Annotated in this window: 11 protein-coding genes and 1 pseudogene; 1 reads left to right on the forward strand and 11 read right to left on the reverse strand. The window is 62.3% G+C overall.

Going from position 1 to position 15,803, the window contains the following annotated elements:
* The 4 genes from ABE487_RS04250 to ABE487_RS04265 form a co-directional block, all read right to left on the reverse strand.
* Window positions 1–2,322, reverse strand: coding sequence for a TonB-dependent receptor (locus tag ABE487_RS04250; RefSeq protein ID WP_346451390.1), 2,322 nt, complete (start codon window positions 2,320–2,322; stop codon window positions 1–3).
* Window positions 2,323–2,540: 218 nt separating this feature from the next.
* A complete protein-coding gene (locus ABE487_RS04255) occupies window positions 2,541–2,768 on the reverse strand; it encodes a DUF4880 domain-containing protein (protein WP_346451389.1) in 228 nt (75 codons plus the stop codon).
* A 123-nt stretch (window positions 2,769–2,891) separates the two neighbouring features.
* Window positions 2,892–3,116 (reverse strand): DUF4880 domain-containing protein, encoded by a 225-nt coding sequence (locus ABE487_RS04260; protein ID WP_346451387.1) that lies wholly within the window; start codon window positions 3,114–3,116, stop codon window positions 2,892–2,894.
* A 93-nt stretch (window positions 3,117–3,209) separates the two neighbouring features.
* The gene (locus ABE487_RS04265; RefSeq protein WP_346451386.1) at window positions 3,210–3,779 is read right to left on the reverse strand and encodes a sigma-70 family RNA polymerase sigma factor; all 570 of its coding nucleotides are present in this window, start codon (window positions 3,777–3,779) and stop codon (window positions 3,210–3,212) included.
* A gap of 877 nt (window positions 3,780–4,656) precedes the next feature.
* Here ABE487_RS04265 and ABE487_RS04270 point away from each other — a divergent pair.
* Window positions 4,657–5,844 (forward strand): phospholipase D family protein, encoded by a 1,188-nt coding sequence (locus tag ABE487_RS04270; RefSeq protein WP_346451385.1) that lies wholly within the window; start codon window positions 4,657–4,659, stop codon window positions 5,842–5,844.
* A 67-nt stretch (window positions 5,845–5,911) separates the two neighbouring features.
* Here ABE487_RS04270 and ABE487_RS04275 read toward each other — a convergent pair whose 3' ends face one another.
* From ABE487_RS04275 to ABE487_RS04305, 7 genes and pseudogenes are all read right to left on the reverse strand, one after another.
* Complete coding sequence (locus ABE487_RS04275) at window positions 5,912–6,697, reverse strand: hypothetical protein (protein WP_346451383.1); 786 nt, start codon at window positions 6,695–6,697, stop codon at window positions 5,912–5,914.
* Window positions 6,681–8,459, reverse strand: a complete 1,779-nt coding sequence (locus ABE487_RS04280; RefSeq protein ID WP_346451382.1) for an AAA family ATPase — start codon at window positions 8,457–8,459, stop codon at window positions 6,681–6,683. The genes ABE487_RS04275 and ABE487_RS04280 overlap by 17 nt, the downstream gene beginning before the upstream one ends.
* 26 nt (window positions 8,460–8,485) lie before the next feature.
* Complete coding sequence (locus tag ABE487_RS04285; RefSeq protein WP_346451380.1) at window positions 8,486–11,119, reverse strand: DEAD/DEAH box helicase family protein; 2,634 nt, start codon at window positions 11,117–11,119, stop codon at window positions 8,486–8,488.
* 2 nt (window positions 11,120–11,121) lie between these two features.
* Window positions 11,122–12,627 carry a site-specific DNA-methyltransferase gene (locus ABE487_RS04290; protein WP_346451379.1) on the reverse strand — a complete coding sequence of 502 codons (1,506 nt, stop codon included), beginning with the start codon at window positions 12,625–12,627 and terminating at the stop codon, window positions 11,122–11,124.
* A gap of 110 nt (window positions 12,628–12,737) precedes the next feature.
* A complete protein-coding gene (locus ABE487_RS04295; RefSeq protein ID WP_346451378.1) occupies window positions 12,738–13,073 on the reverse strand; it encodes a hypothetical protein in 336 nt (111 codons plus the stop codon).
* A 295-nt stretch (window positions 13,074–13,368) separates the two neighbouring features.
* Window positions 13,369–14,057 (reverse strand): annotated as a pseudogene (guaA, locus tag ABE487_RS04300) (glutamine-hydrolyzing GMP synthase); the annotation flags it as partial.
* Window positions 14,058–14,081: 24 nt separating this feature from the next.
* Window positions 14,082–15,695: a Fic family protein gene (locus tag ABE487_RS04305; RefSeq protein WP_346451377.1), complete on the reverse strand. Its 1,614-nt coding sequence runs from the start codon at window positions 15,693–15,695 to the stop codon at window positions 14,082–14,084.
* Between the last annotated feature and the right edge of the window lie 108 nt (window positions 15,696–15,803).

Raw genomic sequence — 15,803 nt, forward strand, 5'->3', positions numbered from 1 at the left:
TCACCAGTGCCGGGTCACGGACACGCTGGCGAAGCGGCCGATCGGGGAGAAATTGGTGGCGTCGTAGGGCGGCACCTGGAACGGCGTGACCGTGGCAATGTCGTGCAGCGGCGGCGCGCGGTTGAAGAGGTTCTGCACATTGAGTGCAACCACCCAGTTCGGGCTTCGCCCGCCCGACTCCTCCCAGGCATAGCGAAAAGTCGCATCGACCGTCGTGTAGGAGGCCGTCCGCGTCTCGGCCACCACGTTCTTCAAGCCTTGCTTGTGGTTGACGAACGTCGACGCCGTGACCGGGCCTGCGGTCCACACGGCACCCAGGCGCCCGGAGAACGCAGGCGGGTTGTGCAGGGTGCCGGCCAGATCGAAGTCCGCCGTGGAGAACCGCTGCACGCTGTCGAGCCAACTCGCCGCGCCGCGCAACGTGAGCCGCCCGGACGCCAGGTCCCAGCGATATGCGCCGGTGACATCCAGCCCGCGGATCCGTTGCGCCGCCGCATTGCGGAACTGGAAGAACACCACGGCCGCCACGTCGGCCGGCAGGTAAGGGCGCCCCGCCTGGTTGGTGATCAGGCCGTCACCGTCGCGGGCGATCAGCGCCGCCTGCGCTTCCGCCGAGGGCGCCCACTGCACGAACTCGGCATACGCCGGATTGCTCAGCGCCTGCGTGGGGTCCGTGATCGGCTGCACTACGCGACCGGTGAAGTCGATATCGAACCAGGTGAGCTCAGCATCGAAGCCCGGCAGGGCCTGCGGGTGCAACGCGACCGAGGCCGTCCAGGTGCGTGCCCGCTCCGGCTGCAGGTCCGGGTTGCCGCCATCGAGGTACATCACGGTGGCCGAGGCCGGTAACCCGGTGCCCCCGCTGCTTGCCGCCGAACGAAGCACCACTTGCTCGCTGCGCAGCAACTGGTACAGCGTAGGCGCCTTGAACGAACGTCCCCACGAGCCCTTCAGCGTGAGGTCCGCGCTGGGCGCATAAATCAGCCCGAGCTTGGGGGTCTGCACGCTGCCAAAGCTCGCATAGTCCTCGCCGCGCACGGCAGCCGAAAGCTCGAGCCGCCCTGCCCCATCCTGCCCCGGCCGACGCAGCGGCAGGTGCAACTCCGCGTACGCAAAGCGACTGGAGTCCTCCCCGTCGATCGTCGCGACATCGGCAACCTGGTTGTATTCCCGGAAATCGTTCTGTCGCTCTCCGGCACCCATCGCCACGCGGACATCGCCCGCCGGCAGCGCAAATAACGGCCCTTCCGCGCCCACCTCCACGACACGGCTACCCGAACACACGCACAGGTCCGTGACCGAGCGCGTGCCCGTCGTCAGCCGCTCGGTGGTCTGGACCTGGTCGTGACGGGTACGGGCCCAGGCCGCGGAGGTGCTGACCGTCCAGTCGTTGGGCAGGAACCACGTCACGCTGGGCGAGGCCAGCCACGTCGTGGTCTTTGGCGTGGCGCGGACGAACTGGTTGCCGACATCGTTGTAGACGCCATAGTCTTGGGTGCGCGTGGTCCGGAGCGCATCCAGACCGACTTCCACCGACGCACCCAACTGCTGATACACACTGAGCAGCCCGCTGCGTTGGTCGCTCTCCGGGTACAACGTCCACGGGTCGCGCAGGTGCGCGGTGTAGGACCGCTGACGCGCGTAGATGGCATCGGTGGCGACATCCTTGAACGTGGCGATGAGCCCGCCGCTGTTCCAAGTGGTGCCGGCGGTGGCTGCGTACTCCTGCGTGGCCAGGCCACCGGATGTCGCGCCGCCGTACCGCGCGCCCACCGCGACGCCATCGAAGCTGCGCCGCAGCACCACGTTGGCCACACCGCCGACCGCATCGGAGCCGTAGATCGCCGAGGCGCCATCGGGGACGATATCGATACGCTCGACCGCCTCGACCGGAATGGCCGAGATGTCCACCCCTTGCGAGACGCCGCCGTACGCCATGCGGCGGCCATTGAGCAGCGTCAGCGACGCATCCTGGCCCAAGCCACGGAGGTTCAGCGACGAGCCGCCAGTGACATTGGTGTTCTGCCCGCCTGCCCCCGAGACCGTGAACGGCACGACGCCCGGATTCTGCCCGCCGGCGTAGTTCTGCGGCAGGCTGCGGGTCACCTCCCCCAGATCGGAAAAGCCCTCCTGCCGGATGGCCTCGATTCCGATGCTCACCACCGGCGACGGTGTCGTGCCGCCGCGGATGCGGGTGCCGGTGACTTGCACCGCGCCCAGCTCTACGGCGGCAGGGTCGCTATCGCGGGTCTCCGCGGGCAATTCCGATTCTGCCGTCTCAGGCTCCTGTGCAATGGAACCGGCAATCGGCAGCAGCGACATCACAGCCGTTGCCAGCACACCTCTCTTCGAGATAACTCGAAGCCCGCTCTGGCGGGCTTGCAGAAGCCGCATATCCTCTTCCCGTTCTCGGCGCGGCGAAGTGCCGGTACGCCTCCTCAACGGGTTTGATGTCGAGCGGCCGAGATCCCCTACCCAAGCAGTGCCCATGCGCGTTGCGGCATCTGACCAGCCTGCGCGAATACGGCAATCAGAGAACGCTAGGGTGAGTCCGGATCGTCCTGCTCGAGAAGTGCCCTCAACTCCGGATCGTCGCGAAGACCGCGAGCGTCCTCATCCAGGCGCTGAAGGTAACGGTAGACTCGCGCATGTCGCGGATCTGCGGCCAGCCACGCCTCGCGCTCCATGCGTTGGTCGGGGGTCTCTTCGCAGCTGCGTGCCAGAAAATCGGCGGCACACTGCGCGATACGTTCGGATTCGGTCTTCATGAAGGCACGGCCAAGGCAGACTACCTCGATGGCGCGATCCTATCAGCAATTCTGAACAGACCCGAGGCCGCAGCGGAGCATCCAAAAGCCGCAATCCTGCAGCGCTCCGCCGGTCAGACCGTATCAGGGCGACTGCCGGAATTCCGCGATGAGCTTGCGCAACTCGGGGTCGTCCAGCAGGGATGTCGCGTCTTCATCCAGCTGCTGCAACTGCTGATAGATCCGGGCATGCTGCGGATCCTGGGCCAGCCAGATCTCTCGCTTGCGCCGCTGGGCCGGGGTTTCCTCCCGGCTTCGCACCAGAAAGGCCGCGGCCTGCTGAGCGATCCGCTCCTGCTCCTGACTCATTCTTGATCGACGCCCGTGACGAGGACGCCCCTATTCAGATGAGCGGTCGATACTACTCGCGCCGGTAAGGTCTTTCAAATCGGGGCCAACAGCTTACTCGTCGGGGTCGCCCACTGCCGCTCGGAACGCAAGCAAGGCTTTGCTGATGTGCTTCTCCACCGTCTTGACCGAGATGCCCATCTTCGAGGCCACTTGCGGATACGTCAGGCCCTCGAAGCGGCTGAGCATGAAGGCCATCCGGCACTTGGGTGGCAGGTCGATCAGAGCTCGCTTGAGCAGCTTCAACGTCAGCTGTGCGTCCGCGATGTCCTCCACGGTCGCTTCTTCGGCCCGGATGGGACCGACAACGCTCAGCGACACGTGATCCGAAGCCCGATGCCGATGCCGGGCGCGCTGGTGTTCGAGCACTAGGTTGTGGGCGACGCGGTACATCAGCAGCTCGTAGCTCTCGATGTTAGAGGCGTCGCGGTACACCATCATGCGCGACAACGTCTCTTGCGCGAGGTCGGCGGCAGTCTCCACGTCCCGGGTGCGCCGCTTCAGATAATTGAAGAGCTCATCTCGATGCAGCGCCATCGCCGCATCGAATTGCGAGCGCAGCGGTTCCACCTCGTCCACAGAGGCCAGCTCATTCGCTGCCAGATTCTGATCGCGCCGACTCATGGCCCCTGCCGCTCCAAGGCTCGCCCTCGCTGCCGTAACCAAGTCAAAGTCGCCGTCCACAGGGGCTGGCAACTGGCCGCACTGGCATACCGGCTTGGAGCAATTCGCCTTGGCATGGTGACGATGCAATCCATTGGTGTCCGAAGATCACGAGATCGTGGCCGACGTTCTCAACTAAGAAGAGACAGCCTCCCGCCCTTGAAATGATGCCGAGCGGTGCGAATCCCCTACCTCGGTGCGGATGTGCTCCCACGTGCGTCCAAGCGCAAGCTTTGAACGGAGGACCATCTCAAGTAAGCCTGCTTGACTGCGCGGGCGCGTCACCGACTCACAGTGGCCATGCAGACGTAACACCCCGCATTGGTCTCGACCCGTCGTGCGATCAACGGGAAGCGCTATGGACAGGTAGGTCGTCAACATCACGTACTCCGTAATCGCGATCCAAACCGTCACCAGAGCTTTTTGAGGTGGCGGGCGATGCGAGTTGGCGTGCCGGATCTAGGACCGGCGGCCCGAAGGCCCCCGCATCGCCCGCCATAGGCGGAACCCGCCCGGTCAGGACAAGCGTCTGACCGAAAGAAAGCGCCAGCATCTAAACGACGGGCGCCTCTCATGCGCCTAGATTCTCGGGACGCCAATCCCGGTCGCAGAAATTAAAAGCGACACGACGAACTTACCTCACCTTTGGAGATAAATGCAATACATACGCTACAGATAATCGAGCCCCCAGTTGACTATGAAATCCATCGTTCTTTCAATTCATCTAAAATATAATTTCGACCGCACTCGCCCGAGCGAATGCGAACTTATATCTGCGGCCGGTCAAATCCGGACTGCCGTATCTCACTAACATCAAATGGCATTAGTAGAGGAGCCCTTGAAGACCACTATCATCACGGACACGAAGGCGCTGTTCGCAACCCTCCAGACGCTCACGCGCACATCGTCCATTATTGACCTATGCGTGGCTTGGGCGACCTCAAGCAAGGGCCAGGGACGGCATTGGAAGGCCTTGGACCTTAGCAAGGTCCGCTATGCCATTGTAGGCACCGCCTTTGCCCAGACCGAGCCTGCAGCACTTGAAGATCTGGCCAACAAGCCGGGCCGCCTCCGGCTGATGATTAACTCCCACGGCACCTTCCATCCGAAAGTGATCATCGGTCGCCATGGAGATCAGGTCCGCTCTATTCTGGGCTCTGCCAACTTCACGACCGCGGCCTATACGGGCAACACCGAACTGTCAGTTCTGCTCGAAGGCACGGACAGCGATCCCGAACTCCAAGCCATTGAAGCCTACGTCCGAGAGCAGTGGCAGCGAGGCACCGAGCTTACAAAAGAATGGCTAGACGAGTATGCACTGACCTGGAAAGCCGCCAAGCGTCAGCGGATCCTGGTACCCAGAGCGAAGCTAGAAGTCGACTCATTAACCGACCTAGAAATGCCATGGAGTACATATGTCGAGCTGATTCGGAAACAGCAAGGTCGCAAGTTGAGTAACGGCACGCCGATTCGCGTGACCGGAGCCTCCCCTTCTTACATGGAGGAACTTCGTCTGACCCAGGCAGTTTTCCGGAGCGAGTCTCGTTTCGAGAACCTCTCCAAGGATCAGCGCAACCTCCTGATGGGTGTTGGCGCCAGATCTAGCGGCTTCCTGGGCTCTATGAAGCCCGCAGGCTACGCCCGAGGGCTGGTTCGTAGCGAGCCAGAGAGAATCGGCAAGTCGCTAGATCGTCTGCCCCTTGATGGACCGGTGTCGCTTTCTGAGGTGGCCCGCCTTCTGAACGAGTTGACTCAGCTGAAGGGGCTGAAGATCGGCGTGGCTACGCGCTTCTTTGCGGTCAAGCGACCCGACCTTTTCGTATCAGTGAATAAAGGCAGCAACCCCCAACTAGCCAAATTTATAAGTGGGGGTGAGGTCAAGACCGTCAAGCAGTACATCGGCCTGTTGGAAGCTATCTGGTTCACTGAGTGGCACCGCTCCCCTCGGCCAACGGATGCAGGCGAATCCGCTCTATGGGAGTGCCGTGCCGCGCTGCTGGACGCAGCCCTGTACGAATCGGTGTAACTAGAGCGCAGGATTACCCTAGCAGTGGTCTTTGAGCATGCCACACGCCTATGCTCACTCAGAGAGGTCAACGTGCGGAAAGCTCCTCCAAATCTCTCCGACGAGCATTCTCGAACTTGCGGGGAAGATCCAGATCTGCGTTGGCATCAACGACTAATTTAGTAGGCAGACTCGTCCAGAACGACTCGATCGCGGTTGCGAACTCGTCGAGGTGAGCGTCCGTCACCTTCATGTTCGTGTCGTCAGGATGCGTCGGCACCCAGCCATTCACGGCAGGCACGAACTCGGGATAGCTCTGACGAAGGTCGTCGAGCGATTTGCCCTCCCCGTGCTTGAATACGTTCACGACCAGACGCATGGCGTCCAGACGAGCAAAATTAGGGAATGCTCGCACTTCCAAGCCAAGCCCACGCAGAAGGGCTTCAATCTCGGTGATATCGAGCGTCCACAACGATCTTCGGGTGCGCGGGCCTGGCATCAGGCCGGGCCATCGAAGCTGGCGCAACAGGAAGCGCCGCAACTCCTTGTCCCATTGGTGATACATGCCAGCAACCACGCTCAAGCGTGTTCGCTCGTGCATCTCCGAGAGCAACTCGTAGAACATGATTCCTTCGCTCTGCGCGTCTTCGGCGTGGCTCGCCTCATCGTGAACATCGGGATTGAAGAACACGCCTGAGGCCTGCCAGTAGGCTTCAGCAACGTCGTTCGCTTCTTGATCGATGTTCGCGAAGGTCGACAGCAGCCGCGCCTTGGCCTGCTCGAAGTAGAAGCGATGCCCCGCAATGAAGGTAGGCGCACCGGCTCGTCCAACATGAAGACAGAACGCATTCTGCCGGTCATGCCTCAGCCTCAATCTCGGCCGGGATCCGCGAGAGCCAGTCGACGAGCGATCGGATGCCAGCAGCGTCTGCGCAAGCAGTGTCCACGCCATCGCTTTCGATGCTGATCTGGCAAGTGAGCCAGGCGTTCTCGCTCTTCTCCTCGAGACCGACGTGGGGCTCGATGGCCCCTCTACTCCAAAGCCAGATCGACTGATCGCGCAGCTTCGCCACCAGCGCATCGATGTGAGCGGTGGCCGTTGCCTGCTCCGCTAGCAACTCGAAAGCCCTCGAGGCCGGCCCCTGCACCCCCTTCTTGGGAAGACCGCCATCATCCAAGGTAATGAGCCCATCATCAGCCAGGCCTTGAAGAAGCGCCTTGCAGGCGGAGACGTCAGGGTCGCCTGCCGTCAAGAAGCCGTGTTTCTCTGCTTGTCGGAAAGCGTAGTCGAGATCCACGATGGCGCACGCCGGCAATCCCAGTGCCGCAAGAACCTCCATAGACTTTTTTGTATCCGATACGCCGCTCATGGGCACAACCGCAAGGGATGACTGCCCCAAAGTCCTTCCAGAGACCGCTTGAAAGAGACTAGGCAACAAGCGGAGCTCGGTCTTCCCCTCTGTCAGCACGACCTTGTCGGCAAACAACACTTGCGATGAGTTGGTCAGACTGAAGATTTGGTGTAACTGGTGCGTGGGGTTGGCAACAAGTTCTTCGACCACCGAAAGCAGCCTCGGCCGGGCTTTGGTGCCATGCGGATGCTTCTTCGTCATCAACAACGCGTTCTTCGCATCCTTGGCGAGGATCATCTGGGCGGAGTGGGTGGAGAACACCACTTGGTAGCCGGCCACGGACAGGGCTCGCAGCGCTTCGCGGACCTGCTCGACGGCGAACGGGTGCATGAAGAGCTCCGGCTCGTCGACCAGCAGCAGGGTCACCCCTCCGGCTACGGCCGCTCCACGCTTCAGATCTGCGAGATGACGAACCATCGCCATTTGAACGGCGCGCTGCGCGCCATGACCGTAGGAACCAAACGCCCTCCCTCGTCCATCGCCCTCATAGACTCGAACCGTGCCGGCCTTGATCAGGTCGTTGAACAGAGGGACGGGGAAATCGAGCTTGATGCGGATTCCGGGGAAAAGGTCAGCGATCTTCCCGTTGATGGATTCGTCAATTTTCCCCAGCTCGTCGAAACGCGCGTCGCCCTCTGCGGACACCATCCCGAAGATGGCCGACAGATGAGGAGCAAGGTCTGCTTCGTGACGTTCCTGGATGGCCACCAGCATGTTGGCCAACAGCTTTCCAATCGTCGTGGTGGTCTTGGCCTTACTCGCGTCTTCTTCGGCGTTTTCCATTGCTCCGATGCGGATGGGGTCAGGGAAAAGGCCCGTTATCGCGTTATCAATGCCTGCAGGATTAGGCGCCCACTCGCCCGTGTCGGGGTCCCCCACGAGAAGAGTCATGTCTCCGCCCGGCACCTGCTGTTCTCGACGCACCATCAGCACGCCATCCCGAACGCTCGGCTCGATCTTCGCCCGGTGCTTCGGATCGAGCGTGGCTAGGTCATCTTCAGTGATGCCAGTCATGCGGCCGGTCACCGTTACAGGCACCGCTGGGTCATGGAAATCTTCCACGCCCAACTTGGCCTTGCGCACCAGCCACTGAAGCGCGGTCAAGCAGTTGCTCTTGCCGCAATTGTTCAGGCCCACCAGAGGCGTGAAGTTCGTGAGCTCGAGCGTTGTGGATACGCACGAGCGGTAGTTCTGAACGTCCAGTTGCGATATGTAGACAGCCATTCCTTTGCTCCCCCTGTTCAAGAAAATTACGCGATAGCAGCCTTGATTTGCTCGGTCACGCTGTTCCCCTGGCCGTCGCTCTTCTGCGCCATGAGATAGACGCCGTTCCCCTTGCTGCGCTCGGCCCACAGCGCACCGATGAGCCGCTTCTCCTTCTCCTGGTCAGCCGTGAAGCGGTCGCCCCCCTTGTATTCGACGACCAGCAGTCGTCCGTCGGTGAGCTTGGCCACGAAGTCCGGGTAGGTCCGGTTCTTCGAAGTCGGCATCCAGAACTGGGTCTTGTTGACCAGATTGCGCACCCAGAACGCGACCTCTTCCAGCATGTCGATGGCTTGGGCGCACAAGAACTCTTCACCGACCACTCCTTTGGGCGTCTTCCAATAGAGGTCGCCCGGCACGGGGTAGTAGTGCTTCCTGAAGCGGTAGGGGCCGCGGTAGTAGTAGTTCGCGGGATAGGCCGTCATGTCGGCCGGGTAGGTGAAGCCGTGATCGGGGCCATCCCCTATCACTACCTCGAGCCCGCCTTCGAAGAGGGCCTGCTGGAACCCTTGCTTGAAGGCCGCTTCCTTCGCTGCGGCGAGCTGTTCAGCCAGCTTTCGACGGAGCACGAACTGGCCCTTGAGCAACTGGCCGAGCGAGAAGCCGCGCTCCAGCAAGCCATCGACGGATCGACGGAGCCACTCGCGGAGCACAGGCTGCGCGATGGTGTGGTCACGCACCTCGCGATCCAGCCAGCCTATGAGATCAGTGGCGGTGCGGTCCTGAGCGAAGCCTGGCAAGTAGGTGGCCACGTCGTCCTTGACGAGGTGGTAGCTCACGCCCTGCCCGTCGAGATCCACCTCGAAGGTCTTGCTGTCGTCGTTGAAGCGGAAGCTGGACAGGTCCGGCGGGCTGGCGAGCAGGTCCCACTTGAAGTCAGCGGTGACGACGCCGCGGTCGATGAACTCCAGCTCGCCCTGCTCCATGGAGCACAAGCGGGGGACCGTGAACACGATGCCATGCTCGCTGGGCGCCTTGGCCGCCATGGCAACGTTGTTGTGCTGGCGGAGCTTTTCCAACGCGCCCTCGCGCTCCTTCTTAGGCGCCGCTTCGACGATTGCCTCGTGTGTCGACTCGTCCACTTCCCCGGTGACTTCGACGACACCGCCCTCACCGTCCTCATTGGGGGTAAACACGATCCGCTCGTGGTCCCGCTCGGGCGCGTTGGCGAGATCCGGCGCGTGCTGCACCTTCAAACGCAAGACGGGGGTCGGGATGGGATGGTGCTCGCCGCCCTTCAGTTCCAAGTCGCCGATGGGCTCGAGGTCGCGTCGCATGCCGGCGGCGGCCTCCAGCGGGTTGAAGCCGATGCTCACCAAGGCGTCGGTAAGCTCGCCTGCGGCCGCACCAAAGCTCTCGGTAATGACGTGGGCGTACGCCTTGCTCATGGTGTCCTGCTTGCGGGCAGTGGCATAAGGCATTCGGAGCACGCGACCCAGCAACTGCTGAATATCCTTGTCGCTCTTAATCTGAGCCACCGAGCAGAAGACGTAGGCGAAGGAACAGTCCCAGCCTTCCTTCAACGCCTGCTTGGTGATGATGATCTCGATGGGGCAGTCCTTGGCGAACAGGTCGACCCCATCGATGCCACGCTGGTCACCCGTGGCGATGGCGATCGATGAATCGGGCACCTTGTCGACCTCGACCAAGTGGCGCTTGACCTCCTCAACCGTGGCCGTGCCCTTCGCGCTCTCCGCCTGGATAAGCAAGATGGGACGGATGTAGTCGGGTTCATCCAGCGCCACCTTCGACAGCGCCTTGCGACGGGCCACAGAGCTGCTAACGGCCACTTCCCACTGACCGGAGTGCTCCTTGAGCACCACGGGGAACTTGATCATCTTCTCGTCTTTGAGCTCGAACGCCGACACGCTCACCAGAACGTTGGAGCTATCCACGTCTGGGGTGGCGGTCAGTTCGACGACCGCGCGCGGGGCGAGGCGCTCGTAGACCTCGTAGGAGAGCCTGGTCGTAGCGTTGTGCGCTTCATCCATGATGACCAACGGCCCATGCAGCTTGAGCAGGTTGGCGAACGACGCCAGCGCCTTGCCGTTGTCACCACGGTCCAGGTAATCGAGATCGGCCGTCGAACCTGCGAAATGCGGCTCAAGGTCTTCGTGGTGGACGTAGACCTTGCGGCCTTCCTTGTCGGTGACCCGAAGGGCGGCCACCGTGCCGATGATGAGGCACACCTTGGTGCCGACATCAGCGACGCGGATCTGCGCGAAGTCGGCGACATCGAAGATGGCCACCTGCCCGCCGAAGGTTTCGTCGAGCTCTTGGCGATACGGGTGCCGGGGGTTGCGGAAGGCCTCCAGCGTCTGGTTCTTGATTTGAGTGCTGGGCACCATCCAGAGAACCAACGGGAACTGACGCTCGAGGATGGTTTGACCCGCCGCCTTGATGATGTGCGCGCCCATCACGGTCTTGCCGCCACCCGTGGGGATGCGCAGGCAGACGTAAGGCACATGGGGCTGGCCCGGCATGGGCTTGTATTCGGTGACCAGCCCCTTGTCGACGTTGTCCTCAAACGCTTGCTTGGCGCCCTTCAGGCGCGCGTCGTCGAGGTAGGCGTGCAGGCTAGCGAGAGCACGGGCTTGGTAAAGCTTCAGCGAGAGCGCCATGGTCAGCGGGCCTTGATGTCGTAGGGGGTCTGCTTGAAGACGATCTCAAGCTCGCGCAGTTGCTCGGTGGGCAGCGCGCAGGCCTCCCCATAGATGACCTTGGGGCCATCGATCTTGGGCAACTTGCGCAGCAAGGCACGTGTCAGCACATTGCCGCCCGACTTGCTGACATCCCCAAGGATCCCGTTGAACAGAAGGTAGTAGCCCACCCCCTTGTGCTCGCCGAGGAAGGCCTCTTTGGGGGCGCGGGTCGAGCGAGCCGAGCCGGTTTCAGCGAACCAGACGTGGGCGGCGAGTTGTTCGAACTTGATGCCGTCACGGATGTGGCCATCCTCATCGAAGACCGCTACACCCAGCTCGTAATAGCGGAAACCGCCGCCCCCAGCCCATGCAACGTCCTCTGATATGCCGCCTTGTTCTCCATCGACAACCTGCTTCAACCTTGGCTGCGCAATTGTCCTTGCATGGCTGCCCATCTCAATGCCGATCCATCGACGGCCCATCTTGTGTGCTGCAGCGGCTGTTGTTCCGGATCCCAAAAAGCTATCCAGAACCAAGTCGCCCTCGCGAGTGGACATCTGAAGAACTCGTTTGATCAGACGCTCAGGCTTCGGTGTTTCAAATTCGTCGTCAGCGGCGAAAGCCCGCACTTCCTTCTTAGCGTCTCTAGTAGTTCCTGCATCCTGCGGGAACCACAGGGACTCCGGAACGCGTCCAGTCTGATCGGCTAGATAGATCTTGCGAATGATGCGCGTTTGATCAACAGAGAATACGATCTTGCCTTCCTTCAGCTCATCTTCGAAAGTCGATCGACTGAAGCGCCACCCCTTAGGAGGATGCTTGATGACGTTACCGTTCGGAGCGGTGATGTCATACATCAAGTTCTTTCGCACCAGGGCATTTCGAACGTCACCAGACCGCCAAGGTCCTCGCGGATCGTTGTCTTTGTTGGAGTAGTTGACGTTGTGCTCGTCCAGCCTCGGAAAATCGAGCAACTCAAATGCATCGGATCTTCGATAGCCGAGCACATGGTTGTGATGAATCGAAAGCTTCCCGCTGTAACCTTTCGACTGCACGCTATGATTCCAAACCACATTTCCTAGGAAGTTCCTTCTCCCAAACACTTCATCAGCAATCACCTTGAAGTAGTGAGACTCGTTGTCGTCGAGCGTGGTCCAGATGCAACCATCAGGCGAGAGAAGCTCTTTGAGTAGCTGAAGCCTTGGATACATGATGGACAGCCACTGCGAATGACCGATGTTGTCTTCGTAGTGAACGCTTACAGCCGTCTGGGTGTTGTATGGCGGATCGATAAAGATGCACTTCACCTGCCCCGCGTAGTAGGGGAGCAATGCCTTCAGCGCGTCGAGGTTGTCGCCCTCGATGAGCATGTTCGGGGAGTCTTCTTCGCCATAGGAGAGCTTGGCGACCGGCTCAAGCAACCGGTAGGGGGTCAGAGCGGCGCGGGTGAGATCAGCGTCGCGATTGAACCAGGACAGCAAAGGCATGAAGCAGTTCCCCAAGGACAAGTGCGCAGTATCGATCAACCTCTAGGATAGGTGCCATCGTCGCGGGGGGCGAGACTCGACTGGTGAGGTTAACGCAGCCCGTAGTGGCGCTACCACATCTGATCGACGGCGTCAATGCTTTCCCCGACTGGAATATTGCACAGCAAGGTCAAGCGGAGCGTGTGACCCGCCTGGATGGCCTCGGCCATGGTGCGATGGATGGCGCGGAAGGCAGTGGGCTTGTTGAGTCGGTAGGGCCGCCCGGCAAGGACGTTGTTCACGTTCTTGCGGTAGTCCATCCGGAGACGCTGCGCCCCGTTCTTGGCCTTGCCGACGTAGCGGCCAACCACCTGGCCTGCTGGGTCGAGGACCTCCCAGAGGTAGATGAGGGCCCGGGCGGGGTCCACCCCACTGGGGGCTTCCGTGTAAGCAAATTGCGGGTCCATTCCTGCTCCATGTCAGAGCTTTCTTACACAATTGAAGATCGGTCGCCAATGGCCTGCTCCAGCCAAGCGATCCACCATGGGCTATCCAAGGCATGTAAGGAGCGGGCCATGGCGGAGATTCGGCCCCTAGAAGGCGGGCAGTTTGCAGTTACGCGGCCGACCGCCGCTACGAAGCGCTACGAAGCGCTCGAAGGCTCGAAGGCTCGAAGGCTCGAAGGCAGCTTGGACGCAATCGCGGTCGCACTCAGGCTGGCCAATAGGAAGACAACAGCGATCGCCTCGAAAGACGCCCCGTTCACTCCCACTCAATCGTCGCCGGCGGCTTCCAACTGATGTCGTACACCACCCGCGACACCCGCGCACTTCGTTGATGATCCGGTTGGAGACGCGGCCCAGGAAGTCGTACGGCAGGTGCGCCCAGTGGGCGGTCATAAAGTCGATGGTTTCCACGGCGCGCAGCGAGATCACCCACTCGTAGGCGCGGGCGTCGCCGACGACGACGACGGACTTGACCGGCAGGAACACCGCGAACGCCTGGCTGGTCTTGTCGTAGAGGTCGGCCTTGCGCAGTTCCTCGATGAAGATGTGGTCGGCGCGGGCCAGGATCTCGGCGTATTCGGCCTTCACTTCGCCCAGGATGCGCACGCCCAGGCCGGGGCCAGGGAACGGGTGGCGGTAGACCATCTCGCGCGGCAGGCCCAGTTCCACGCCCAGGCGCCGCACTTCGTCCTTGAACAGCTCGCGCAGCGGTTCGACCAGGCCCAGCTTCATGTGCTCGGGCAGGCCGCCCACGTTGTGGTGGCTCTTGATGACGTGCGCCTTGCCGGTCTTGCTGCCGGCCGATTCGATTACGTCGGGGTAAATGGTGCCCTGCGCCAGCCACTTGGCATTGCTGAGCTTGCCGGACTCTTCGTCGAAGATCTCGACGAACAGGTTGCCGATGATCTTGCGCTTGGCCTCGGGGTCGCTGACGCCGGCCAGCGCGCAGAATGAGCTGAGCTTACGCATCTAGCGTCCTACTGGCCGCTCCGGCCGGTAGCGCTCCACGGCCAACGCATCTGCCGGCTCACCATCGCTGAACGCCAGCGTCACCGCCGCGACGATGTCGTCCCACACACCAGGCGTCTTCAACACCGGCATCTCTTTGGCCAGCACGTTGCTCAGGTCCCCGCGATTCTGCTCAATCGAGCGCAGCACGCGGTCGGCCTGATGGTCGGGCATCTCCACGATCTCCTTCAGCCCGGCGCGCGCGCGCGCATGGCTTCGCAGGTAACGCGATTCCTCGCGCATCTGCTCGGTCAGCGTGCGGGCGATGACATCCGACAGATAGACCACGTGTGGCCCGAGGTCGGGATAGCGCCAGACCGGCCGTGCCACTTCGGCACCGGTGAACGCGAAATTCGACGCCACGCCGTCCGGATAGGTGGTCAACGTGGGCTCGAACGCTACGAGCTCCCGTACCCTCTCCATCAACGGCCGCGAGACCCGGTCCAGGACGCGGTCGTAGCCGCGCCGCTCGCCGGCGTCGTCGGTGATGACGGCCGACACCGGCAGGATCACGGGGTCCGGCACCACCCCGTCCCGGCGCAGCGTGTCGTTGACGAGGAAGCGGTGCACGCGGCCGTTGCCGTCGGCCAGCGGATGGATGTAGACGAAACCGAACGCCACCACGGCACTGCGCATCACCGGCGACTGCCCCTGCGTCCTATGCAGGAAGACGCGCAGGCCCTCCAGCATCGGTGGCACGTCCGCCGGCATCGGTGCCACGTAGTGCACGACTTCCTCGTAGCGCACCCGCTCGCCGACGAAGACGGGCGACTGGCGGATGCCGAAATGCACGAGCGTGGTCCTGTCGCCCAGGATCTCGCGCTGCAGTTCGGCGAGTGCCTCGTGGGTCAGCGGGGGCGCGTCCTGGCCGGTGCGCCGGGCCATCACGTCGGCGAAGCGCTGGATGCGGCTGTCCTGGTCTGCCTCGCCCTCGATGGCGAAACTGGCGCGGCTCTCTCGCAGCGTCATCCAGGCCGCCGCGCGCATCAGGAGGTCCTCGCCGAACTCGCTCGCCAGCGCACTGAACAGCGCGCGCACGTCCAGGTCCGCGGCGCGGAGCACGGTCTCGGTCTTGACCACCGTCGGGCAGAACCACCGGGTGCCCGGCAGGTTGTCGTTGACCCGCCAGCGCTGGACCTTGCCCACCTGGGCAGGCGAGGCGGCGACCAGCTTGGCGCTGTCGATCGCATCGACGTAGTTGCCGCCGAGCCGCGCCGGCACTTGCAAGGCATCGCCGGTCAGCCATTCGTACAGGAAAGCCGCCCGCCGGGCGTACTGGCCCGTGGGCTCTGCATCCACCCAAGCCTGGACGAAGGCCGGCCCGCTGCGCGCGAACAGCCGGGCGAGGAACTCCAGGTGCGGGACTTCGTGGCGAAGATGGAACTGCAGGTGCGCGGCGGGTTCTGAGGACGGCCGCATCGCCTCCTGGTAGGTTTCCAGACGGAAGCCGTCCTCGACCGCCGTCGCCCGTCGCCCGCCTATCTGGCTGAGCACCGGCAGCCGTTCGGCGGGCAGCACTTCGAAGCGCCGGGCGAGCCACCCGGCACCGATCGGGTCGGCTGGCAGATCGTTCATGGCATGGCTCCTGGACTCCCCTTTTTCGACGGGAGCGCTGACGATGGACCCGCGCTCGTGCATCGTCCGGATTACGGGCGGAAAGAATCGATTACAAATTGATTGAAA

It is taken from the genome of Luteimonas sp. TWI596 (assembly GCF_039674105.1).
Lineage (GTDB): Bacteria > Pseudomonadota > Gammaproteobacteria > Xanthomonadales > Xanthomonadaceae > Luteimonas.

Excerpts from the sequence above, each read along its gene's own strand:
- ABE487_RS04295 (WP_346451378.1), bottom strand. The coding sequence starts at position 13,073 with ATGGACCCGCAATTTGCTTACACGGAAGCCCCCAGTGGGGTGGACCCC.
- ABE487_RS04250 (WP_346451390.1), bottom strand. The coding sequence starts at position 2,322 with ATGTCGCTGCTGCCGATTGCCGGTTCCATTGCACAGGAGCCTGAGACG.
- ABE487_RS04255 (WP_346451389.1), bottom strand. The coding sequence starts at position 2,768 with ATGAAGACCGAATCCGAACGTATCGCGCAGTGTGCCGCCGATTTTCTG.
- ABE487_RS04280 (WP_346451382.1), bottom strand. The coding sequence starts at position 8,459 with ATGGCTGTCTACATATCGCAACTGGACGTTCAGAACTACCGCTCGTGC.
- ABE487_RS04265 (WP_346451386.1), bottom strand. The coding sequence starts at position 3,779 with ATGAGTCGGCGCGATCAGAATCTGGCAGCGAATGAGCTGGCCTCTGTG.
- ABE487_RS04260 (WP_346451387.1), bottom strand. The coding sequence starts at position 3,116 with ATGAGTCAGGAGCAGGAGCGGATCGCTCAGCAGGCCGCGGCCTTTCTG.
- ABE487_RS04305 (WP_346451377.1), bottom strand. The coding sequence starts at position 15,695 with ATGAACGATCTGCCAGCCGACCCGATCGGTGCCGGGTGGCTCGCCCGG.
- ABE487_RS04290 (WP_346451379.1), bottom strand. The coding sequence starts at position 12,627 with ATGCCTTTGCTGTCCTGGTTCAATCGCGACGCTGATCTCACCCGCGCC.
- ABE487_RS04285 (WP_346451380.1), bottom strand. The coding sequence starts at position 11,119 with ATGGCGCTCTCGCTGAAGCTTTACCAAGCCCGTGCTCTCGCTAGCCTG.